The following is a 24,560-nucleotide window of genomic DNA, read 5'->3' as shown; positions in this document are numbered from 1 at the left end:
ACATGTTTTTTTATATAATAAGACGGATTAATCTACTGGTCATTACCGTAATGGCATTAACCGTTATTGGTTTTTATCTACGTAGTCGTATTCCTGGTGACTTGCCCTTAGATGGCAATTTATTCAGTAATTATTTCGATTATTTGATGGCGATATCGCAAGGTGATTTAGGCATTACCAGTGGTACAGCTCAGCCTGTTATGGATGAGATATTAACCGTATTTCCCGCCACATTAGAACTGTGTTTCAGTGCCTTCATTCTATCAATTACGATTGGCGTGCCTATTGGTACAATTGCTGGTATGCGACGAGGCAGTTCACTTGATAGCACCATTATGGGCATCTCGCTGTTTATCTTTTCAATTCCCGTGTTCTGGTTAGCATCATTAGTGATGATGTACTTCGCGCTTAACTGGGATTGGCTGCCGGTAACAGGCCGACTGAATTTACTCTATGAGATTGATTCAGTTACCGGCTTTATGCTTATCGATACCCTTATTTCAGATAACCCACATAGCCAAGAAGCATTTTACGATGCACTTAAACACTTATTGCTGCCTACAATTGTCTTAGCGACGGTACCGACCACCGAAGTTATTCGTCAAATGCGTAATCACGTCAGTGATGTTATGAAGCAAAAATACATTAAAGCAGCAGCCAGTAAGGGCTTAAGTAAAACCGAAATTATTATGCGCCACGTGCTGCGTAATGCCATTCCCAACATGATCCCGCACCTCGGCCTGCAATTTAGTACGGTATTAACCACGGCAATGGTCACTGAAGCAGTGTTCTCATGGCCGGGTATTGGCCGTTGGTTGATTAACAGTATTTATCAACAAGACTATGCAGCCATCCAAGGTGGTATGTTAACTGTGGCAATTTTTGTGGTCACAGCAAATGTATTAACCGAAATATTAACGGTGGTCATTCATCCAATTCGCAGGAAAGAACTTTATGCCCAACATTAATATCTTTGCGGATGAACACATTCTGTCACCGACAGAGCAAACCTGGAAGCATTATTCATCACAGCAAATTGCGATGGCCGCATTATGGGCGCTTGGGTTATTGCTTTTCTTAATGGTTTTTGCACCTTTAATCGCCCCTCATGAGCCTGATATACGACAAGCGCATTTATTGTTGCAACCACCGTCATGGGATGATCAAGGTACCGTTGATTACTTCTTTGGTACCGATGATTTAGGCCGAGATGTGCTGTCTCGATTATTATATGGTTTGCGCTTAACCTTTGGCAACGCGCTAATCATTAGCTTTATCGCCTTGGTTATAGGGACAACAATTGGTATTACCGCTGCGATCAGCCGAGGCCTATTATCAAGTACCTTGCATCATATTATGGATACGGCGTTATCGATCCCGTCGCTATTATTAGCGATCATCTTTATTTCAGTGCTTGGGCCTGGGTTGGACCACAGTTTGTTCGCTATTTTATTGGCTTCGATTCCACAATTTATTCGTGGGGTATATCTGTCGGTTTACCAAGAACTGCAAAAAGAGTACATCGTAGCGCTCAAACTCGATGGGGCCAATCACTACCGTATTATTCGGTATGGGGTATTCCCCAATATCATTGAAACACTGGTTAACTTACTTACTCGCGCGATCTCATCAGCTATAATTGATATAAGTGCATTAGGATTTTTGGGCTTAGGTGCACAGCGTCCCCTTTCTGAGTGGGGCACGATGTTATCAGGTGCAACCGATCTGGTATTTATTGCACCTTGGACTGTCGTACTACCTGGATTAGCTATTTTAGTGACGATCTTCATTGTTAATATCGTTGGCGAAAGTTTAAGACAATCTGTGATTGCAGGAATTGATTAATGGCACTACTCGATATTCGAAATCTCACCATTGAAATCATCACACCGCAAGGTACTTTAAAAGCGGTTGATAAATTTAATCTAACCCTGAGTGATGGTGAAATACGTGGACTGGTAGGTGAATCAGGTTCCGGAAAAAGTCTTGTTGCAAAAGCAATTATGGGCATTACCAAAGATAACTGGCGTGTTCGAGCAGACCGCTTACGGCTCGGTGATATTGATTTACTTAATTTAACCTCAGTACAACGCCGTAGGGTCATGGGTAAAGAAATAGGCATGATCTTTCAAGATGCAGCCGCACATTTAGACCCATCAGAAAAAGCGGGTCATCAGCTTGCAGAGGCCATTCCGTGTGATCAATTTATCGGCCATTTTTGGCAGCGCTTTAACTGGCGTAAAAAACAAGCCATTGCCCTACTGCATAAAGTCGGTGTAAAAGATCATAAAAAGGTGATGAATAGCTACCCTTTTGAGCTCTCTGAAGGGCTTTGTCAAAAAGTGATGATAGCGATGGCCATTGCGAAAAAACCTCGCCTATTGATTGCTGATGAGCCGACAACAGCAATGGAGCCTAAAACGCAGAATCAAATTTTACGTTTACTCGATAAACTAAATAAGTTATCCCACACCACGATTCTTCTTATTAGCCACGATTTAGAAACAGTGAGTTTATTAGCAGATAATATAACCGTGATGTACTGTGGACAGATGGTTGAAAGTGGCACGATAGAGCAAGTGTTTAATCATACCCACCATCCTTATACTGCGGCATTATTACGGGCTAATCCCGATTTTAGCCAAGTGCCACATAAAGGACGGTTAAATACCTTGGCTGGGCAGGTTCCGCTCTTACATCATTTGCCCATTGGTTGCCGACTGGGGCCTCGCTGTCCTAACGCCCAAAAAAACTGCGTTATCACACCACCAATGCAAAAAATAAAAGGCCATATGTTTAGTTGCCACTTTCCGTTAAATGCAGATGAATTAAAAGGTAAGAAATGTCAGAAAAAATAATCGACATCGCTGCGACAACGCGCGTGCAGCCTTTATTTCGTGTAGAAAAATTGGGCAAGACTTTTATCAATCCAACTGGATTTTTTAAACGCCAAGAAGTCGTTGCGGTCCATGATATTTCATTTAGTTTAAATCGATCAGAAACACTCGCGATCATTGGTGAAACAGGTTCGGGTAAGTCAACTCTGGCACGATTACTTGCCGGTGTTATAAAACCGACAACGGGTAATATGTATATTGATGGCTGTAAACTCGATGACAGTAATACTGATTTACGTTGTCGTTCGATCAGAATGGTGTTTCAAGATCCTGAAACGTCACTCAATCCCCGTACGAGTGTAGGCCAAATTTTGGATGCACCATTGCAATTAAATACCGATATGTCCGTAACCAAACGGGCAGAGAAGATCACCGAAACATTACGTTTGGTTGGCTTGTTACCTGAATATGCGACCTTCTATCCCCCGATGTTATCAAGTGGACAAAAACAACGCATTGCACTGGCCAGAGCCCTTATTTTAAATCCAAAAATTATTATTGCTGATGATACACTATCAACACTGGATATTTCATTGCGCTCACAGATGATTAACTTGATGTTAGATCTACAAAAAACAATTGGTATCTCCTATATCGTTGTTACCCATAATATGGGCTTAGTAAAGCATATAAGTGATAAACTGATTGTTATGCATCAAGGGGAATGTATCGAGCAAGGTCGTACCGAACAGCTATTTTCTCAACCAACAGCGGCATTGTGCGGACAAATATTATCGAATCAATATGCGATGAAAAAACACCGTCGATGATTGTTATTACGCTAAATCATGCTCACCGCTAATCGTTATTAATTTTACTTGTAGCGACTAACCTCACTCTTATCTAGCGCCGCTTTTATGTTTTCCACAGCATCTACGCGTAAGAAAAAACGCCATTTTTGACGTGGCACACGCTGCTTCATCATATTTTCGCTCACCATTAAATATTCAGTCGTTGCCGTATTCGTCGTCACAGTCACTTTTTTACGGGAAATGTCAAAATCAGCGGGCACATGACTACCAGCTTTAAACATACCGAATTCGGTAAAAACTAATCGTTCGGGCTTGGCGTATATTTCATCGGTCGAGACCCATTCACCTAAGATCGGGTTCTCTGTTGGTAACAAAGACCACCCTCCAGCAAGCGAGAGGGTAATAATCATAATAAAGATAAGAATGTATTTGATCATAACCACCACTTCTAATAACAAAAAGTCTCGATGCAATATAAAATCACATCGAGACCCTTTCAAATTACTTAGTGAATGCTCTGGAAGGAACTAAATAAATCACGCTAGTTATGTTTACTCTGCGGCGTCTACTACAGGGTAAGAGACATCAGCAGCTTTGATCAGCGTTTGTATCAACATATCATAGTCTGCTTGAGCATTAATATTTTTTAGTGTATCCGCTAAACGAGCCGCTTCTTCAGCAGTGATTTTAGCATCACGAACAGACGAGAATTTAAGCAATGTCACATCGCCGTTAAGTGATGTTTCAGTTGTGATACTTGCTTGCTCTGTCGCCGGCTTTGGCATTGAGAATAACTTTCTCAATACTTTAAAGTCTGCTTTTGAATAATCAAAGCGACTTAACCATTCTGGTGCAGTAAAGCTTGCATCAACACTTGCTAGTTCAGCAACAACACTTTCACCCGCATTAATTTTCGCTGATACAGAGGTCATGAAGCTTAACGCTTTTTGCTCTGCTTTGGTTGCTGTTAAGCGTGCAACGATTTCATCATTAACCTCTGCTAATGCTTTCGTCGTTTGTGGTTTGTATTCATTAATACGAACCACAATACTTTGCTCATCAGATATGTTAATGATTTCAGAGTTTAGCGCTTCGGCAATAAAGTCTTGATCGAACAATATGGCCGCAACTCTTGGATCATTCAAGGGTGCAGGGATCGCATTCGCATAAAATAGCTCTGTAGACACAATTGTTAAACCTGTTTCTTCCGATGCAACATCCAGTGAATCAGGTACTTCAAATGCTTGCTCTGCTAATGTTTCAGCTAACTCATCAAAATGGAAAACGGCTTGTTCATTCTTCAAACGTGTTTCAATTGTGGTTTTAACGTCTGCAAATGCTTGTACTTTACCCGGTTCAACCGCTAATAGTTTAATAATATGGAAACCAAAATCACTGCGTACTAGTTCAGTCGTTACGTCACCGTTATTGTTCAGTGCGAATGCAGCCGCTTCGAATGCCGGATCCATAATATCTTTTTCTAACCAATCCAGTTCACCGCCATTTTCGCCGCTAAACGTATCATCAGATGATGATTTCGCTAATTCAGCAAAATCTGCGCCGGATTGAATTTGTGCCAATAAGCCTTGTGCTTTTTCTTGTGCAGCAGATTCATCATCATTGAATGCAACAAGGATATGCGCCACTTTACGCTTATCTTCTTGAGCATAAGATGATAAGTGTTCGTTATAGTAATGTTCAGCCGCATCCGCGTCTAATTCAATACCTGCACTGATGTTCTTCATATCAACTAAGATATAGTCCACAGACGCTTGTTGCGGCGTTTGAAAGAAAGCTTTGCTGTCTTCATAGTAGCTATTAACTTCAGCATCCGTTACCACAATATCAGCTGCAAATTTATTTGCTGGGACGATAAGTTGGCTTAGTTCACGTTGTTGATTTTGTAATGCCGCCAATTGCTTCACTTCATTTGGTAAACTAAATTCAGAGTTTACTAATGCATCCGTCAATTGTTGTTGGGCAAAATCAACGCGTAGACGTTCAACAAATTGTGCTGGTGTCATGCTATTTTGGCGTAACAAACTGATGTAACGCTCATCATTAAAAACACCATCCGTTTGAAATTCTTGCATTGCAAAAATATAACCGCGGATCTTCTCATCACCAATGCTTAACGCTAAATCATTTGTCATTTTCTGTAATAAATTTTGCGAAATTAACGTATTTAATGACTGTTGACGTACTTGATTTTGAAATTCTGGTTGTTCCCAACGCACGGCAAATGATTCACCTTGTTGAGCCTCTAAGCGAGAACGATCAGTTCTAACTTGATTTTCAAGTGCTTGTCTTGAAATATCGACGCCATTCACTGTCGCAGCGGATTGATAACCACCACCACCTAGATAACTACTTACACCAGCAAGGGCAAACGTAACGATCACTGCGCCTAAAATAATCTTAGCACCCGGTCCTTGTGAACCTTCGCGAAACTTTTCTAACATAATTGTATTCTCTAAACTGCAATACAGTAAATAACAATAAAAACGCACCTCATGGTGCGCCCTTACTCAAAAATTAAAACCAATAGCTTAAGACTTCAATGCATCTTTTAATAATTTTCCGGCTTTAAATGCTGGAAGCTTAGATGCTGCTATTTGGATTTCTGCGCCGGTTTGTGGATTACGGCCAGTACGTGCCGCACGATCTCGTACACTAAAAGTACCAAAACCCACTAACGTAACAGACTCTTCTGTTACGAGTGTTTCTGTTATAGATTCAATCATTGCATCAATAGCACGGCCAGCAGCGGCTTTAGAAATATCAGCTTTAGCGGCAACACAATCTATCAGTTGAGCTTTATTCACTTTCTTCCCCTAATCTTGGTTATTTATATAAATAATCGAACATAAACAGGACTAACTTCAATTGCGTTTATAACAAGATTAGAGTGACTATTCAAGTCTGGGTAGACACTCTAATCTAAAGCAATCACACTATTTTGTTACTACTTCAAAACCAGCGGGACTATTCTCTAGCGCAAGCTCTAGTACTTCCTCAATCCAACGAACAGGATGAATCTCAAGATCACCAATTACATTGGCAGGGATCTCTTCTAAATCACGTTCATTGTCTTTTGGAATCAAGACACACTTAATCCCACCACGATGTGCAGCGAGTAGTTTCTCTTTCAAGCCGCCAATGGGTAATACTTCACCTCTTAACGTGATCTCACCGGTCATTGCAACGTTGGCACGGACAGGATTACCCGTTAAGCTAGACACCAGCGCTGTGCACATAGCAATACCCGCACTTGGACCATCTTTTGGTGTCGCCCCTTCAGGCACATGCACATGAATGTCACGTTTTTCATAAAAGTCGCCATTGATACGTAACTTATCCGCTCGAGAGCGAACAACCGTCATCGCCGCTTGAATAGATTCTTGCATCACTTCACCTAATGATCCGGTGTAGTTCAGCTTGCCTTTACCTGGAACAGATGTAGTTTCGATAGTCAATAACTCACCACCAACTTCTGTCCACGCCAGACCTGTTACTTGACCGACACGACTTTCACCTTCAGCTTTACCAAAATCAAAGACTTGTACACCTAAATATTCAGATAAATTATCTTGATTGATCGTCACTGACTTAAGTGATTTGTTCAGCAATATTTGCTTCACTGCTTTACGGCATAGTTTTGAAATTTCACGCTCAAGTGAACGCACGCCCGCTTCGCGAGTGTAATAACGGATAATGCCCATTATCGCGCTATCGTCAATGCTAATTTCTTTTTGTTTTAAACCATTACGCTCAATTTGCTTGTCCAGTAAATGCCGTTTAGCAATATTGAGTTTTTCATCTTCGGTATAACCCGATAAACGGATCACTTCCATACGGTCGAGTAGTGGACCTGGAATGTTCATCGAATTAGATGTCGCAACAAACATCACATCAGACAGATCGTAATCAACCTCTAGATAGTGATCATTAAACGTTGTATTTTGTTCTGGATCTAAAACTTCCAATAATGCCGATGCCGGATCACCACGCATATCCGACGCCATCTTGTCGATTTCATCTAACAAGAAGAGTGGATTACGCACTTCAACTTTCGCCATTTTCTGGATGATTTTACCTGGCATAGAGCCAATATAAGTACGGCGATGTCCACGAATTTCCGCTTCATCACGTACGCCACCCAGTGCCATACGCACATATTTACGTCCTGTTGCTTTCGCAATAGACTGACCTAACGAGGTTTTACCCACACCAGGAGGACCAACAAGACAAAGGATTGGACCTTTAAGTTTATTCACTCGGCTTTGCACCGCTAGATATTCTAGAATACGTTCTTTTACTTTATCCAAACCATAATGGTCTGCATCCAGTACTTCTAGAGCCTTCGCAATGTCTTTTTTAACTTTTGAACGTTTCTTCCAAGGAACTGAAATCATCCAATCGATATAACTACGCACTACAGTGGCTTCTGCAGACATAGGTGACATCATTTTTAATTTATTTAACTCAGCGATGGTCTTATTTTTCGGTTCAGCAGGCATGTGTGCTTGCTCAATCTTTTCAGCCAATTGTTCAAATTCATCAACACCATCTTCAGACTCGCCAAGCTCTTTTTGAATCGCTTTCATTTGCTCATTCAAATAGTATTCGCGCTGGCTTTTTTCCATCTGTTTTTTAACACGTGTACGAATTTTCTTTTCTACGTGTAAGAGGTCGATTTCAGATTCCATTTGTGCCATTAGGAACTCAAGACGTTCTGCAACGTTACTCAGTTCTAACACCACTTGCTTGTCTTCTAATTTTAATGGCATATGGGCAGCCATTGTATCTGCAAGACGCGCAGCTTCGTCGATCGCCGCTACTGAGGTTAAAACTTCAGCTGGGATCTTTTTATTTAGTTTTATATAACCTTCAAACTGGCCAATTGCCGATCGAATGAGTACATCTTCTTCTTCATCAGATACTGATTCAGAAATAATATATTCAATCTCTGCTTGAAAATAATCATTGCTATCACTCAAGCTATTTAATTTTGCTCTTTGTGTGCCTTCGACCAATACTTTGACCGTGCCATCAGGCAATTTCAACATTTGTAAAATATTAGCGACTGTACCCACGCTATGTAGATCGTCAACTTGGGGATCATCTTGAGCTGCATCTTTTTGTGCAACTAAAAATATTTGTTTATCTGTATCCATTGCGGCTTCAAGACAACGAATTGACTTTTCTCGGCCAATAAACAAAGGGATTACCATGTGGGGATAAACCACAACATCACGCAATGGCAATACAGGTATATCTACACGTTCCGTACGCTCAAAACTCATCTTGTCCTCACTTATAAAACTGGACTAAGGGCTAATATTGAATATATAGGGATTATTACTCAACAATCAATGCTAAGTGCTTAAAATATCAAAAATAATATAAAAAAAGGGGCATTGCGCCCCTTTTTACTATTAAATGTTTAAAAATCTAACACTAGTCTGCTGATACAGCCTTGTTCTCAGTATTTTCATAAATCAAAATTGGTGTTGATTCAGCATTAATTACCGATTCATCAATCACAACTTTACTCACATTATCAACTGAAGGTAGATCATACATAGTATCCAGTAAGATGGCTTCTACAATTGAACGTAAACCACGTGCGCCGGTATTTCGAGACATCGCTTTTTTTGCAATTGCAGTAAGTGCATCTTCACGGAACTCTAAGTCAACACCTTCTAAATCGAATAGTGCTGAATACTGTTTAGTCAGTGCATTTTTCGGTTCTGTTAAGATCTGAATTAATGCAGTTTCATCAAGTTCTGTTAATGTCGCTGTCACAGGTAAACGACCGATAAACTCAGGGATAAGACCGAATTTAACCAAATCTTGAGGCTCAACTTTAGCGAAGACTTCAGATAAAGTGGCTTTTTCAGCTTCACCTTTAACTTCCGCTGTAAAACCAATACCACTGTTAGTGTTAGTACGCATTTCAATCACTTTGTCCAAGCCAGAAAATGCACCACCACAGATAAATAAGATCTTAGATGTGTCTACTTGTAAAAACTCTTGTTGAGGATGCTTACGACCACCTTGAGGCGGTACTGAAGCAATCGTTCCTTCAATCAGTTTTAATAATGCTTGTTGAACACCTTCACCCGATACGTCTCGAGTAATAGATGGATTATCAGATTTACGCGAAATTTTATCAATTTCATCAATATAGACAATACCACGTTGGGCTTTTTCTACATCATAATCGCATTTTTGCAATAATTTCTGAATAATATTTTCAACATCTTCACCAACATAACCCGCTTCAGTTAATGTTGTTGCATCTGCCATAGTAAAAGGTACATCAAGAATACGTGCTAGTGTTTCAGCTAATAATGTTTTACCACTACCCGTTGGACCAATTAGCAGGATATTACTCTTACCTAATTCTACACCATTTGATGTATCACTATTGCGTAAACGCTTGTAGTGATTGTATACCGCAACAGCTAACACTTTCTTAGCATGGTCTTGACCAATGACGTAATCATCAAGCTTGCCACGAATTTGATGCGGAGTCGGTAATGCATCACCTTCACGTTTTGGTGTAATTTCTTTAATCTCTTCACGAATAATATCGTTACAAAGATCAACACATTCATCACAAATGTAGACAGATGGGCCAGCAATTAACTTACGTACTTCATGTTGGCTTTTGCCACAAAAAGAACAATAAAGTAATTTACCGTTATCCCCATTTTTTGTTTCTGTCATTCGATAACCTCATATTACAGGTGAAAGCCCAGTGCTTAATCTTATTATGGCTAAAAGACAATCGTCCTGTCAAAAATTACTTAATCACGTTTTGTTATTACTGTATCGATAAGACCGTAATCCATCGCTTCAGCTGACGTCATAAAATTATCACGATCGGTGTCTCTAGCAAGACGGTCATACTCTTGACCAGTGTGCTCAGCTAATATTTCATTTAATTTACGCTTAGTTTTAATAATTTCATTCGCGTGAATTTCAATATCAGATGCTTGACCTTGATAACCACCTAAAGGTTGGTGGATCATAATCTTAGCATTAGGCAGTGCGTGACGCTTACCTTTTTCGCCACCAGCAAGAAGGAATGCTCCCATGCTCGCGGCCATGCCCATACAAATAGTAGACACATTAGGCTTGATAAACTGCATGGTGTCATAAATTGACATGCCAGCACTAACAGAACCACCTGGTGAATTGATATAAAGGAAAATATCTTTATCTGGGTTTTCTGATTCTAAGAAAAGTAACTGTGCAACCACAAGATTAGCCATATGGTCTTCAACCTGGCCAGTCAAAAAGATTACACGGTCTTTTAAGAGTCGAGAATAAATGTCATAAGAACGTTCGCCTTTAGCTGTTTGTTCAACAACCATAGGTACTAACGTGTTTGACGGCGACTCTGTGATATTATTAAAGAATTGTGACATATTATCATCCCTAAATAAAAATGGCCCAAGTGAAATACCCCCCACTCGAGCCATTATAGCGCTTAATTACGTATTTTGTTCAATCTAATCAACAATTATGCGTTTTGAGTCGCTTTATTCATTAGTTCTTCAAACGCAACTTCTTTTTCTGTAACATTTGCTTTTTCTAATACTAAATCAATAGCTTGGTCTTCAACAGCTACGTTACGAACGTTTGCTAGTGCTTGCTCGTTATCTTTGTAGTGTGCGATTACTTCAGCTGGATCTTCGTATGCAGAAGCCATAGATGCGATCATGTCTTGAACACGTGCGTCATCTGCAGTGATTTCATTTGCTTTGATGAATTCACCAAGTACTAGACCGATTTTAACACGACGGCTAGCTTGTTCCGTGAATAGTTCATCAGGAAGTTCTGGCGCGTTTTGTGGTGCCATTTGGCCAAAACGTTGCATAGCTTGTTCACGTAATGTAACGATTTCTTGCTTAACTAGTGCAGCAGGAACGTCGATGTCATTTGATTCAACTAGCGCGTCAAGCACTTTAGTTTTTGTGTCAGCTTTGATAGCTTGCTCAAGTTCACGGCTCATGTTTTTGCTAATTTCAGCTTTTAGAGACTCAAGCGTACCGTCTTCAACACCGAATTTACCTACAAATTCAGCATTAATTTCTGGTAATTCTTGCGTTTCAACAGCGTTTAGCGTGATAGCGAAACTTGCCGTTTTACCTTTAAGGTTTTCGGCATGGTATTCTTCAGGGAAAGTTACTTCAACAGTAAACTCTTCGCCTGCAGATTTACCTACAATGCCTTCTTCGAAACCAGGGATCATACGACCTTGGCCCATCGCTAGTGTGAAGTCTTCAGCTTTGCCGCCTTCGAATTCTTCACCATCGATGCTACCGTTGAAGTTAACTTTAACTTGGTCGTTAGCTTCAGCAGCGCGATCAGCAGTAACCCACTCAGCGTGTTGCTTACGTAAAGTTTCGATCATGCCATCAACATCAGCGTCTGTTACTGAAGATACTGATTTTTCGATTTCGATTGCTTCAACACCAGCAACTTCAAATTCTGGGTAAACTTCAAGCGTTGCAGTGAAAGAGAAGTCTTCGCCTTCTTTAACTTTTGCAGGCTCAAGCGTTGGTGCGCCAGCTAGGTTTAATTTTTCAGCTACAATTGCTTCGTAGAAGTTACGTTGCATGATTTCGCCAGCAACTTCTTCCGCTACAGCAGCGCCAAAACGCTTTTTGATTACTTTAGCTGGCACTTTACCTGGACGGAAACCATCGATACGTTGCGTTTTTGCTAAACCACGTAAACGGTTTTCGATTTCTTTGCTAACTGTTGCAGCTGGAACTGTGATAGTTAAGCGGCGCTCTAGGCCTTGGGTCGTTTCTACAGAAACTTGCATTTAGATACCTCTAATTAATTTATAACATTTCCAACTGGAAATTTATGACGCGACATTATAGCTAGCAACAAGAAAAAAATCGAGCATTGCCACTCTAAATAGCACTTTAATATTATATTTGCTTATAATGTATGGATGAAAAGTTAAAATTCAAGAACAAAAATGATATTTATGAGTAAATAAGATAAAAAACAACAAATTTACAGTTTATATCTTAACTTTGGTTAATTACTCACCATCCCACATGAGATCACTAATCCAGCTTACTTACCCAATCTAATGTAGAGTCCAAGTATACCCAAACTACTTCAAGATGCAAAATCAGGGTGCAGGGCGCAGCGTCCGTCTACGCGGTTATAATGAGAATTTACACTATAATAAATTTAGTGTTAGCCAGATTTATTCCATTAAACTTGTTTTAGGAGCTGCTATGACCCTTTTCGAGATTGAACGTGCATTTCTAGACTTTACCAATCAGCTAGAATCACTCAAAGACAAATATCCCAACCCAGAAATGATGCAGCATATTGATAATCTCATGACCGACACACAGATTATCAAATTAAAAGTGATGCGCTTAGATAGTGTAAAAGGACAAGACCAACAACACTTATCGCAATCAGTGGTCTGTCACATTTCTAAGTTACAAACACAAATTACAGCACTAAAACAATCATTTGAAATAATAACCTTTAATGCTTGAGGGAGAATGCAGAAAGTAATTTATCTTCACCACAAAGTAGCACAATTAACATTTCTGTAACTATACTTCTGCAAATAACAGTGGATTGTTAAATGCTGAGAGCAGTAGCAGGGAAGAAACACAATTCACTCATTATCTGATCTATATTTTGCGAGTCATTATGGATAATTTTGAGGGAGGTTATGTGCGCTTATTAAAACCAATTATAACAATAAACACACTTATACTAGGGATGGTTTCCACACCACTTGTTGCGCAGCAGTCAACGCTGAATATGACGGAGGGCGTCACCGGTATCAGTAATACTGTTTACAACTTACACATGACCATTCTTTATATTTGTATTGCGATTGCGGTGATTGTTTTTGGCATTATGTTTTGGTCTTTATATCAACACCGCAAATCTAAAGGCGCGGTCGCGGCCAAATTCCATGAAAGCACGACCGTGGAGATAATTTGGACTGCGATCCCCATCGTGATCTTAATTGGTATGGCTATCCCATCAACGCAAGCGCTAATATTAATGGAAGATACCACAGAAGCTGATATCACCATTCAAATCACCGGTTCGCAATGGAAGTGGCATTATCGTTATTTTGATCATGACCTTGAGTTCTATAGCCGTTTGACCACCAGCCAAGCTGAAATCAACAACGAAATAGAGAAGCAACCGCACTACCTAAAAGAGGTGGATAAACCGCTGGTATTACCGATCAATAAAAAGGTCCGTTTTCTCATCACGGCTGATGATGTCATTCATTCATGGTGGGTGCCTGCATTTGCAGTAAAAAAAGACGCCAACCCCGGTTTTATTAATGAGGCTTGGACCAAAATAGACACTCCCGGAACCTACCGCGGTCAATGTGCAGAGCTATGCGGTAAAGACCATGGTTTTATGCCAATTGTGGTCACGGCATTAGAGCCTGAAGCATTTGATGATTGGCTAGCCCAAGCGCAAGTTACGGCCAAACAACAGTTACAAGCAGAGCAGCAAAGTCTGACACAAACCATGGATATGCCAACCATGATGTCACTCGGTGAAGACGTTTATAATCGCACTTGTTTAGCTTGCCACCAAGCAAGCGGACAAGGTATCCCCGGTGCATTCCCCGCATTAAAAAATAGTCCTGTCGCACTGGGCAATGTCAACAAACACATCAATATTGTCCTACACGGTGTATCAGGCACTGCAATGGCATCATTTGCAAAACAATTAACGAAAAAAGAACTCGCGGCAGTTATCACCTACGAACGTAATGCTTGGGGTAATAATACCGGTGATATTGTACAACCTTCACAAATAGATGCGGCATTAACTGGTAATAACCAGTAATTTAAGGGACTGTCAAATGAGTGAGATAGAATTAAAAGATAATGCTGATCAACCCATCTTGGATGTGCCAGCAATAAAAATACACACAGATCACCACAGCGCGCCACAAGGATATAAACGTTGGTTATTTTCAACCAATCATAAAGACATCGGTAGCTTATATTTATGGTTTAGTTTAACGATGTTCTTTATTGGTGGCGCAATGGCGATGATCATTCGCGCAGAATTATTCCAACCCGGCCTGCAATTAATCGAACCCAACTTCTTCAATCAAATGACCACATCACATGGACTAATTATGGTGTTTGGTGCGGTTATGCCCGCCTTTGTTGGCTTGGCCAACTGGATGTTACCCTTGATGATTGGCGCGCCAGATATGGCGCTACCACGGATGAATAACTGGAGCTTTTGGATCTTGCCCTTTGCATTCTCTTTATTACTCTTATCATTATTCACCGAAGGCGGTGGTCCTAACTTTGGTTGGACCTTCTACCCGCCACTATCCACTCAATACAGCCCTGACAGTACCGCCATGTTTGTATTTTCCATTCACTTGATGGGGATAAGTTCGATCATGGGGGCAATCAATGTCATCGTCACTATTTTCAATATGCGTGCACCGGGCATGACATTAATGAAAATGCCGATGTTTGTGTGGACTTGGTTGATAACCGCCTTTTTATTAATCGCGGTTATGCCAGTGCTTGCTGGTGCTGTGACCATGATCCTGACCGATAAATATTTCGGCACCAGTTTTTTTGATGCCGCAGGTGGGGGTGATCCAGTATTATTCCAACATATATTTTGGTTCTTTGGTCACCCCGAAGTCTATATAATGATCTTGCCATCATTCGGCATCATTTCCGCCATCATTCCAACGTTTGCCCGTAAACAGTTATTCGGCTATCACTCCATGGTATACGCAACAGTTTCTATTGCCATCCTGAGTTTCACAGTATGGGCTCACCATATGTTTACCGTTGGTTTACCGCTGGCCGCTGAACTGTTCTTTATGTATTGCACCATGCTCATCTCCGTGCCAACGGGGGTGAAAATATTTAACTGGATAGCAACCCTGTGGCGTGGTTCGATTACCTTTGAAGTTCCGATGCTATTTTCACTGGCATTTATCGTGCTATTTACCATCGGTGGTTTTTCGGGGTTGATGCTTGCCATTACCCCCGCTGATTTTCAATACCATGATACTTACTTTGTTGTGGCTCACTTTCATTATGTACTGGTGACAGGCGCCGTATTCTCTATTATGGCCGCCGCTTATTACTGGTTACCAAAATGGACCGGGTTCATGTTCAATGAGAAACTTGGTCAGTGGCATTTTTGGTGTTCACTTATCTCCGTCAATCTGTTGTTTTTCCCGATGCATTTCTTAGGGCTTGCAGGCATGCCACGCCGTATTCCCGACTATGCACTACAGTTTGCCGATATTAACAAGATAGTCAGTATTGGTGGTTTCTTGTTTGGTCTTTCTCAGCTGATTTTTGTTGCTGTCGTAATCATGGCGGTTCGCGGCGGTAAAAAAGCCCCGGCCAAACCATGGGAAGGTGCAGAAGGATTAGAATGGACAGTGCCATCCCCTGCCCCTTATCACACCTTTGATACTCCACCGGAGGTAAAATAATGACCACACCAAAAATAAAAAAACATCTACGACTACTCATTTTCAGTGCCGTAGGTATGTTCGGATTCGGTTTTGCGCTCGTGCCTTTATATGATGTATTTTGTGATATTACCGGGCTAAATGGTAAAGATTATAGCCGTGCAACCACAATACCAGCACGTATTGACGAATCGAGGACGGTTAGAGTCGAGTTTGTTACTTACTTAAATAAAAAACTACCTTGGCAATTCACGCCTGAAATTAAGAGTGTTGAGCTACATCCAGGCGAACGCTATCAAGTTCGTTTCGTTGCTATTAATCAAAGCGACCAAGATACATTTGGTCGCGCCGTGCCCTCAATTACCCCAGGTTATGGCGCTCAATATTTAGTGAAAACGGAATGTTTTTGCTTTCAAGAGCAGATGTTAGCGGCAAACGAAGAAGCGATGATGCCACTTATCTTTTATATCGACCCTAACATTCCAGCCGATATATCAACGTTAACCCTCGCCTATACACTGTTTAAAAATGAGCCGACAGAAGTCGCGATGCGCTAGGAGTCCAGTAATGCCAGATAATAATGAATATGCCAACGCCCCAAAACACTACTACGTTCCAGCCAACAGTGTTTGGCCTTTCGCTGGCGCTATCGCGCTCTTTATCATAGCCATAGGGGCGGCAACAACCGTTCAACAGGTGGATAACGACGGGAGTAACAACGGCATTCCGATTTTATTCGCCGGCATCGGCATATTACTGTTTATACTAATAAGTTGGTTTCGGAATATAATCACCGAGTCGATGAATGGGCTATACAATAAGCAACTTGATCGTTCCTTTAGAATGGGTATGTTGTGGTTTATTTTTTCGGAAGTGATGTTTTTTGTGGCACTATTCGGGGTATTATTTTACCTGCGTAATTTATCCATTCCTTGGTTAGGTGGTGAAGGCAATAATGCCATGACCCATGCGGTAATTTGGTCTGACTTCATTCCTCAGTGGCCATTAACCATCACCCCAGACGGACGAGAAACACAAGCGATGCCTTGGTATGGTTTGCCGCTAATCAACACCATTATTCTGATTAGTTCATCAGTCACCTTACATTTTGCCCATCACAATCTGATAGCAACACAGCGTACAAGGTTAGTTATCTGGTTATCCATTACCGTGGCCTTGGGTGTTACCTTCTTATTTTTTCAGGCTGAAGAGTATATTCATGCTTATCATGTATTGTCATTAAAATTTGATTCTGGTGTCTATGGCAACACTTTTTATTTACTCACCGGCTTCCATGGTATGCACGTAACACTCGGAGTCATCATGCTCACCGTCATGCTGTTTCGTATCATCAATGGCCATTTTACGCCGGGTAAACATTTTGCGTTTGAGGCTGCTGCTTGGTATTGGCATTTTGTTGATGTGGTATGGATCATTTTGTTTATCTCTGTCTACATTGTTTAGTGACAACGCCAGTAGCGACTTTTGTCGCTGACTATAAAATATGAGATGATTTCGAAGCCAAACAAGCTAAAATTAACTATATACCCAAGCTACTTCAAGATGCACAATCAGCAAACAGAAAGGAGAGGATGTTCAAGGCATGAAGTCGAGGATTTAGTTATTCTAAATCAAGACTTCATAACGCCGAAGATACCTTCATTCGGTTTGCCCTACGGGAGGCAAGCAGAAATAACAGCACAACGTTGCAATATTTAATAATGGAATAACCATTATCTACATATTGCGCCTTACTCTGATATCCCTGCTCGTCTCTGATATAGCATCTTGAAGTAGCTTGGGTATAAGCTTACTTGGTATCGTCTTTTCTCATCAATTGCTATTAGCTCTTTGACTTCACCAACATTAATCTTTAGAATCTGCGGAAATTAGCGATGGAGAAATCAAATGGAAACTTTAACGATCACCCGCCCAGATGACTGGCACTTGCACCTTCGAGATGGTGATGTTTTAAAACATACTGTTGCTGACATTAGCCGTTACATGGGTCGCGCAATCATTATGCCGAACCTTGTACCACCAGTAACAAATGCTCAGATCGCTCAAGAATACCGCCAACGTATCTTAGCTAACGTACCAGCCGATTCTTCATTTAGTCCATTAATGACTATCTATCTTACCGATCAAACCACTGCTGAAGATATCCGCGTAGCAAAAGCAACCGGTATTGTTTATGCGGCCAAGCTTTATCCGGCTGGCGCAACGACAAATTCATCATCAGGTGTAACATCCATTAAGAATGTTTATCCTGCGCTACAAGCATTACAAGACGCGGGTATGCCTTTACTGTTACACGGTGAAGTAACAGATGCCGATATCGACATTTTTGATCGTGAGAAAGTTTATTTAGATACGGTCTTAACATCCGTTATTGCTGATTTTCCAAATTTAAAGATTGTGCTTGAACACATCACCACTGCGGACGCGGTTGAGTTTGTGAATAATGCCGGCGACAATGTCGCAGCAACAATCACAGCGCATCATTTATTATTCAACCGTAACCACATGTTAGTGGGCGGCATCAAGCCACACTACTACTGTTTACCAATCTTGAAGCGTAATACCCATCAAGCGGCACTTATTAAAGCGGCAACGAGTGGTAGCAACAAGTTTTTCCTTGGTACAGACTCTGCGCCACATGCTGATGATAAAAAAGAATCTGCTTGTGGTTGTGCTGGCGCTTATACCTCTCATGCTGCAATAGAGCTATATGCTGAAGTCTTTGAGCAACAGAATTCCCTTGATAAATTAGAAGCATTTGCCAGCTTCAATGGTCCTGATTTTTATAACTTACCACGCAACGCTGACACTATCACATTAGAAAGAACTGCATGGCAAGTACCGACAACGCTACCTTTTGGTGACGCGAAAATGGTACCAATCAGAACGGGCGAAACTATCGCTTGGCAAGTGAAATAACCGTTGATTAAGTTAACCTTGATCTCGCGTTAATCATCGTAATTCTGCTCGCGCGTCTATCCCAGCGGCCTTCGCTGGGATAATCCTCTGCAAGCCATTAATTAATTTTAATTTTCTACTGTTTTCCTACCGCTTTATAAAAACATCTCTATCCTTAAGTGTATGTTCAAAACGGGCGTTTATAACACTATCCAAGCCGTTATTTTTTAAGGTTAAATATGCAAATTTTATTTAGCTCGATACGATGCTATAAACTCTCCACACGCTTAACCAGCTTTGCTCTGTTTAGCCTGCTCGCGATTGCGGTTTGTTTAAAATTAGGGTTATGGCAACTATCCCGCGCACAAGAGAAGCAAGCGCTATTAGATATCGACCAACCGACACTTACATCACTCACTCAAATAACCGCGAGCAGTTTGCATCGAAAGGTATCTTTATACGGTTATTTTGATAATAAAGCGCCGATATTATTAGATAATCAAACTTACAAGAAACAGTTTGGCTATCATTTATACCTTCCTTTTCACAGCGATAAGCAAACTATTCTTGTTAACCTTGGTTGGTTAGCGGGTTCCGCGACACGCTCATCGTTACCTGATATCCCGCACTTCACAGGGCATTATCAGTTAGACGGAACTTTAAGTGCCCAGCAAGGTTCGCCCTTGCTTCTCGGTGAGAATATCGCACCAACAACACAAGGGCCTTTGGTTATACAGCGTACTGATATACCGCAACTACGGACCACGCTAAACATGCCACTCAATCCACTACTATTACAACTAAATCCAGATTCTCCCATCGGTTTTAGCAAAACCTGGACGATAACGGTAATGCCACCCGCTAAACATACGGCGTATGCAGTCCAATGGTTTGCTTTAGCATTTGCGTTAAGCTTATCGAGTGGCTACTGGTTAATAAAATATCAAACACCATCTAAGCCCATGCAAGATAAGGATTAGTCATGCAGAAAAAGCCATTATTCATCATCCTAGGGTTATTTATAGCGCCTATTTTAATCGCTAAATTAGTGCTCGTTAATGACTGGTATCAAGGGGCTAAAACCAATACTGGAGAACTCATATCCCCACCGCTAACAATGTCACGGCCACCACAAGCATGGTTACTGCTCTATAACCCCAGTGAAAAATGCGCACAACAATGCCAACAAAGTTTATGGCAAATGCAGCAAGTACATACGTTACTGGCCGCGGAAGGAAAGAGAGTACAACGCTATCTCACTCAATACCCAGAAACCGTCATCCGTCCAGAAAGCTTATCTCGCGATCACGTAGAAATATCAACCCTCGCAAGATTGCAATTAAGCCCGGTAAACCAACAGCAATTATCCACGGATACACTATATTTAGTTGATCCATTAGGTAATATTTTCATGCACTATCAATATCCAACAGATAGAGCAGCGGCAATAAAGGTATCCGCGGGGTTATTAAAGGATTTAAGGCGCTTACTTAAAATATCTAAAATAGGGTAAGCATTGCAATAAACAAGGATTGTCTATGTCGAAACTGCTCAACCTGACTCTGAACCTGACAATAGCGCTGGCCTTTTTAGTGATTGCACTCGGGGCTTATACGCGCTTAACCGATGCCGGACTTGGCTGCCCTGACTGGCCCGGCTGTTATGGCTTTAATACGGTTCCAGCTACCGCACAAGACATTGCGTCAGCCCAACAAGCTTATCCAGATCAGCCTTTGCACGCGGAAAAAGCATGGAATGAAATGTTACATCGCTATGTTGCAGGACTATTAGGCACGTTAATTTTACTGATTTTCATTATCTGCGGCAAACGCAAACAACACATTCGATTAGCCACTTTTTTAATTTTATTAGTTTTATTTCAAGCTGCGTTAGGGATGTGGACAGTAACAATGAACTTAAAACCCATTATCGTGATGGGCCACCTGCTCGGTGGGTTTAGTATTTTAGCCTTGCTGGTATTATTGCGATTACGGCTATCTAAAACCACAATGGCAGCAACCCTGTTATCCCCGCCTTTAAATAATATCGGCCATAATATATTACCCATACATAGGCAACGATTAGCCCGCGTTCAATTATATTGTTGCATTGCGCTGCCAATAGTCATAATTCAAATTGCGCTCGGCGGTTGGACAAGTTCAAATTACGCCGCCATAGTCTGTACTGAATTTCCTATTTGTAACGGCGACTGGTTAAGCCGTTTTAATCTCAATGATGTATTTAGTCTCAGTCCAGTCGCTGAGACTTATCAGTATGGTGTGCGAGATACGATTGCCAGAATCAATATCCATGTCGCTCATCGCATCTGGGCAGGTGTAACTATCATTTATTTGTTGCTCACCGCTTATCAATTACTCAAACATCAACCAGAAAGAAAGATACGGTTAACTGCCCAAGCCCTGCTTGTTATTCTTTGCGTACAGGTCAGCTTAGGCATCGCTAACGTTATGTTCCAGCTGCCACTGAGTATCGCAGTGGCACACAACCTGGTTGCGGCGATCTTACTTATAACCTTAGTCACCCTACTTTGGTTCAACCAACAGCAACTGCAAGAGGTGTTATGAATACGCAATCCATTATATTAACGCTTACACCCAACTGGCGCGCTTACTATCAATTAACCAAACCTAAAGTTGTGGCACTATTACTGCTCACGGCATTAGTCGGTATGGTCCTTGCGCTACCCACCTTACCCCCTCTCAGTTTATTAGTACCGGCATTAGTTGGTATTGGCCTGTTATCAGCCGCAGCCGCAGCCTACAACCATATTCTCGACCAACGTATTGATGCCATCATGACCCGAACCCACCAGCGGCCATTAGTACAAAATACCATTAGCACACCAAAAGCATTACTCTTTGCTACTAGCATGGCAATAATAGGTATGGTGACACTTTTTGTGTTTGTAAATGCGTTAACCGCATGGTTAACCTTTGCCAGTCTGATTGGCTATGCGGTGATTTACACCATGTACTTGAAACGTGCAACACCACAAAACATTGCCATCGGGGGACTCGCGGGCGCGACACCGCCACTGCTTGGGTGGACGGCAATGACTGGTGAAGTGACAGGCCAGGCTTTACTGCTGGTGATGATTATTTTCATCTGGACACCGCCACATTTTTGGGCGCTGGCGATCCATAAAGAAAAAGAATATGCCAAGGCTAAGATCCCAATGCTACCTGTGACCCATGGTGCTGAGTATACTAAAACCCTCATACTGCTTTATACGCTATTGCTATTACCGGTCACTTGGTTACCTTGGTTGACTCAACTCAGTGGGTTACTCTATTTAATTGGCTCAACCGTCCTAGGGATCAGCTTTATTTATTACGCTTATCGATTAAAATTCAAGCCCACTCGAAAAACGGCATTTCAAACCTTCAAATTCTCAATCATACATTTAATGGTGTTATTTATATTATTGTTAGTCGATCATTGGCTAATCAATTCTTAATACCAAAACCAAAACCAATCACTAAGCCATTCATTATTAAGCGTAATACCGGCACCTGAAATGGGTGTCTGTATTACCCTCGTATCGTAAATATCTTCAACAAATAAATAAAACAAAGCTTTACACTACAATTTTTAAATAGAATGAATTGTTATATGGGATCCACCTCTAAATAACAGCGTTACCTACTACATTGACAGTTGTTTTTTGGAATTAAATCGCTATCATAGCGACATAAAAGTTGAGGGATTAAAAAAAAGTTTAGCCCCCCATTATTCTGCCTAACCAGAGACGGTTAGCGCGCTAATTAATTATTTAAGCTTATATAACTTAAGCATCTGCTGAGGAATTACTATGATCAGTGTATTCGATATCTACAAAATTGGTATTGGTCCATCTAGTTCTCATACTGTTGGTCCAATGAAAGCTGCCAAACAATTTATCGACGACCTACGAGCGACAGGGAAGATCCGCGACGTCACTCAAATCACAGTGGATGTGCATGGTTCATTATCGTTGACTGGTAAAGGTCACCACACTGATATTGCTATCTTAATGGGTTTAGCAGGTAACTTACCTGAAACTGTTGATATTGATGCAATCCCAGAGTTCATTCACCGTGTTGAAACAACACGTCGTTTACCAATCGGTCTACATTGTCATACTGTTGATTTTCCCGCTTCAGCGATGAACTTTATTGATGAGCCGCTTCCACTACATGAAAACGGTTTGAAAATTCATGCTTACATCGATGGTAAAGTAGTATTTACAAAAACTTACTACTCTACCGGTGGTGGTTTCATCGTTGACGAAGAAAACTTCGGTTTAACCCAAGGTGATACTGCAGATGTTAAATATCCATTTACCAACGCCGCGGAATTAGTCGTACACTGTAACGACAATGCATTATCTATCAGTGCATTAATGTTAGAAAATGAGCGTTCTTTCCGTAGTGAAAATGAAACATACCAATCGTTTTCTAACATTTGGACCGCAATGGCTGAATCTATCGAACGCGGTTGTAAAACAGAAGGTTTACTTGCGGGTCCATTACGTGTACCACGTCGTGCTGCCGCGCTTAAACGTCAGCTAGAAGCTAATGATGGTTTTAACACAGATCCAATGGCTATCATTGATTGGGTTAACATGTTCGCACTTGCAGTGAGTGAAGAGAATGCAGCCGGTGGTCGAGTAGTAACAGCACCAACCAATGGCGCAGCGGGTATCATCCCTGCCGTATTAGCTTATTACAATAAGTTTATTCGTCCGCTAACGCGTGAAGAACAGACTAAATTTTACCTTGCTTCGGGTGCTATCGGTATCCTATACAAAACGAATGCATCTATCTCGGGCGCAGAAGTAGGTTGTCAAGGTGAAGTGGGCGTATCATGCTCAATGGCAGCGGCTGGTCTTGCTGAATTAATGGGTGCGAGTCCTTCACAAGTTTGTATCGCGGCTGAAATCGGCATGGAGCATAACCTAGGTCTAACTTGTGATCCTATCGGTGGTCAAGTTCAAGTACCTTGTATTGAACGTAACGCGATTGCCGCAGTAAAAGCAATCAATGCTTCACGTATGGCAATGCGTCGTACCAGTGAGCCTTGTGTATCGTTGGACAAAGTTATCGAAACGATGTACGCAACAGGTAAAGACATGAATGCTAAATACCGTGAAACGTCACTGGGTGGATTAGCAATTAAAGTACTTAATGTCGGCGATATCAAAAAAGCCCACACCTGTACTTAATCTGACTCAAACCTAAATAAACATACATTATTTAGGTGTAGATCGAAAAAAGCCAGAATGTGCTCGTCACTATTCTGGCTTTTTTTATCCGTAAATCCGCACTTAGACTACCCCATAACAGGTATTGCCCGCCCCTCACCCCTTTGATTACTGATTTATCTAAAGACTCAGTACCCCCTGAGAAAAAACCTCATACTTTCAGGTGTAAATAGCAGTGAATAGGTCAGAGACTAATGACTTTCGCGGCGAATTATTCTTTACTCCTCATT

22 protein-coding genes are annotated in these 24,560 nt (G+C 41.3%); 15 read left to right on the top strand and 7 right to left on the bottom strand.

From position 1 onward, the window contains the following. The first annotated feature begins 2 nt into the window (after positions 1-2). Genes HRT96_RS02090 through HRT96_RS02075 form a run of 4 tightly spaced genes read left to right on the top strand, consistent with a single transcriptional unit; the run spans position 3 to position 3,667 of the window. Complete coding sequence (locus tag HRT96_RS02090) at positions 3-968, top strand: ABC transporter permease subunit (RefSeq protein ID WP_293151530.1); 966 nt, start codon at positions 3-5, stop codon at positions 966-968. Continuing rightward, on the top strand, positions 955-1,845 hold the full coding sequence (locus HRT96_RS02085; protein WP_293132525.1) for an ABC transporter permease subunit: 891 nt from the start codon (positions 955-957) through the stop codon (positions 1,843-1,845). Before HRT96_RS02090 ends, HRT96_RS02085 begins: the two co-directional genes overlap by 14 nt. Further along, positions 1,845-2,858, top strand: coding sequence for an oligopeptide/dipeptide ABC transporter ATP-binding protein (locus tag HRT96_RS02080; RefSeq protein ID WP_293151527.1), 1,014 nt, complete (start codon positions 1,845-1,847; stop codon positions 2,856-2,858). The genes HRT96_RS02085 and HRT96_RS02080 overlap by 1 nt, the downstream gene beginning before the upstream one ends. Beyond that, complete coding sequence (locus tag HRT96_RS02075) at positions 2,843-3,667, top strand: ATP-binding cassette domain-containing protein (RefSeq protein ID WP_293132522.1); 825 nt, start codon at positions 2,843-2,845, stop codon at positions 3,665-3,667. Before HRT96_RS02080 ends, HRT96_RS02075 begins: the two co-directional genes overlap by 16 nt. A 44-nt stretch (positions 3,668-3,711) precedes the next feature. Here the strand turns inward: HRT96_RS02075 and HRT96_RS02070 are convergent, their stop codons facing one another. From HRT96_RS02070 to tig, 7 genes are all read right to left on the bottom strand, one after another. Continuing rightward, a complete protein-coding gene (locus HRT96_RS02070; RefSeq protein WP_293151524.1) occupies positions 3,712-4,086 on the bottom strand; it encodes a DUF2850 domain-containing protein in 375 nt (124 codons plus the stop codon). A gap of 114 nt (positions 4,087-4,200) precedes the next feature. Continuing rightward, entirely contained in the window at positions 4,201-6,111 is a 1,911-nt protein-coding gene (locus HRT96_RS02065; protein ID WP_293151521.1) for a SurA N-terminal domain-containing protein, read from the bottom strand. 87 nt (positions 6,112-6,198) lie between these two features. Then, a complete protein-coding gene (locus HRT96_RS02060; protein WP_293132513.1) occupies positions 6,199-6,474 on the bottom strand; it encodes an HU family DNA-binding protein in 276 nt (91 codons plus the stop codon). 129 nt (positions 6,475-6,603) lie between these two features. Further along, positions 6,604-8,955, bottom strand: a complete 2,352-nt coding sequence (gene lon, locus HRT96_RS02055; RefSeq protein ID WP_293151518.1) for an endopeptidase La — start codon at positions 8,953-8,955, stop codon at positions 6,604-6,606. 154 nt (positions 8,956-9,109) lie between these two features. After that, the gene (gene clpX / locus HRT96_RS02050; RefSeq protein WP_293151515.1) at positions 9,110-10,384 is read right to left on the bottom strand and encodes an ATP-dependent protease ATP-binding subunit ClpX; all 1,275 of its coding nucleotides are present in this window, start codon (positions 10,382-10,384) and stop codon (positions 9,110-9,112) included. A gap of 80 nt (positions 10,385-10,464) precedes the next feature. After that, complete coding sequence (gene clpP, locus HRT96_RS02045) at positions 10,465-11,088, bottom strand: ATP-dependent Clp endopeptidase proteolytic subunit ClpP (protein ID WP_006034095.1); 624 nt, start codon at positions 11,086-11,088, stop codon at positions 10,465-10,467. Positions 11,089-11,183: 95 nt separating this feature from the next. Further along, a complete protein-coding gene (gene tig, locus HRT96_RS02040; protein WP_293151512.1) occupies positions 11,184-12,494 on the bottom strand; it encodes a trigger factor in 1,311 nt (436 codons plus the stop codon). Between the two features lie 430 nt (positions 12,495-12,924). Between tig and HRT96_RS02035 the strand changes: the two genes are divergently transcribed. From HRT96_RS02035 to HRT96_RS01985, 11 genes are all read left to right on the top strand, one after another. After that, a complete protein-coding gene (locus HRT96_RS02035) occupies positions 12,925-13,197 on the top strand; it encodes a hypothetical protein (protein ID WP_293151509.1) in 273 nt (90 codons plus the stop codon). A 160-nt stretch (positions 13,198-13,357) separates the two neighbouring features. Further along, the gene (gene coxB, locus HRT96_RS02030) at positions 13,358-14,530 is read left to right on the top strand and encodes a cytochrome c oxidase subunit II (RefSeq protein ID WP_293151506.1); all 1,173 of its coding nucleotides are present in this window, start codon (positions 13,358-13,360) and stop codon (positions 14,528-14,530) included. 16 nt (positions 14,531-14,546) lie between these two features. After that, positions 14,547-16,169 (top strand): cytochrome c oxidase subunit I, encoded by a 1,623-nt coding sequence (gene ctaD, locus HRT96_RS02025; protein ID WP_293151504.1) that lies wholly within the window; start codon positions 14,547-14,549, stop codon positions 16,167-16,169. Next, positions 16,169-16,705, top strand: coding sequence for a cytochrome c oxidase assembly protein (locus tag HRT96_RS02020; protein WP_293151502.1), 537 nt, complete (start codon positions 16,169-16,171; stop codon positions 16,703-16,705). The genes ctaD and HRT96_RS02020 overlap by 1 nt, the downstream gene beginning before the upstream one ends. A gap of 10 nt (positions 16,706-16,715) precedes the next feature. After that, positions 16,716-17,612, top strand: a complete 897-nt coding sequence (locus tag HRT96_RS02015; RefSeq protein WP_293151499.1) for a cytochrome c oxidase subunit 3 — start codon at positions 16,716-16,718, stop codon at positions 17,610-17,612. A 444-nt stretch (positions 17,613-18,056) separates the two neighbouring features. Continuing rightward, positions 18,057-19,088: a dihydroorotase gene (gene pyrC, locus HRT96_RS02010; RefSeq protein WP_293151496.1), complete on the top strand. Its 1,032-nt coding sequence runs from the start codon at positions 18,057-18,059 to the stop codon at positions 19,086-19,088. A 218-nt stretch (positions 19,089-19,306) separates the two neighbouring features. Then, positions 19,307-20,047, top strand: a complete 741-nt coding sequence (locus HRT96_RS02005; protein ID WP_293151493.1) for an SURF1 family protein — start codon at positions 19,307-19,309, stop codon at positions 20,045-20,047. 2 nt (positions 20,048-20,049) lie between these two features. Further along, the gene (locus HRT96_RS02000; RefSeq protein WP_293151490.1) at positions 20,050-20,580 is read left to right on the top strand and encodes a hypothetical protein; all 531 of its coding nucleotides are present in this window, start codon (positions 20,050-20,052) and stop codon (positions 20,578-20,580) included. Between the two features lie 25 nt (positions 20,581-20,605). Beyond that, positions 20,606-21,652, top strand: coding sequence for a heme A synthase (locus tag HRT96_RS01995; RefSeq protein ID WP_293151487.1), 1,047 nt, complete (start codon positions 20,606-20,608; stop codon positions 21,650-21,652). After that, a complete protein-coding gene (gene cyoE / locus HRT96_RS01990; protein ID WP_293151484.1) occupies positions 21,649-22,545 on the top strand; it encodes a heme o synthase in 897 nt (298 codons plus the stop codon). The genes HRT96_RS01995 and cyoE overlap by 4 nt, the downstream gene beginning before the upstream one ends. Before the next feature lie 354 nt (positions 22,546-22,899). Then, positions 22,900-24,291: an L-serine ammonia-lyase gene (locus tag HRT96_RS01985; RefSeq protein WP_293151481.1), complete on the top strand. Its 1,392-nt coding sequence runs from the start codon at positions 22,900-22,902 to the stop codon at positions 24,289-24,291. The last annotated feature ends 269 nt before the right edge of the window (positions 24,292-24,560 follow it).

The sequence above is a fragment of the Moritella sp. genome (assembly GCF_013215705.1).
Classification (GTDB): domain Bacteria; phylum Pseudomonadota; class Gammaproteobacteria; order Enterobacterales; family Moritellaceae; genus Moritella.
Note: the sequence above shows the minus strand (reverse complement) of the source record. Positions and strands in the feature narration are given on the sequence as shown.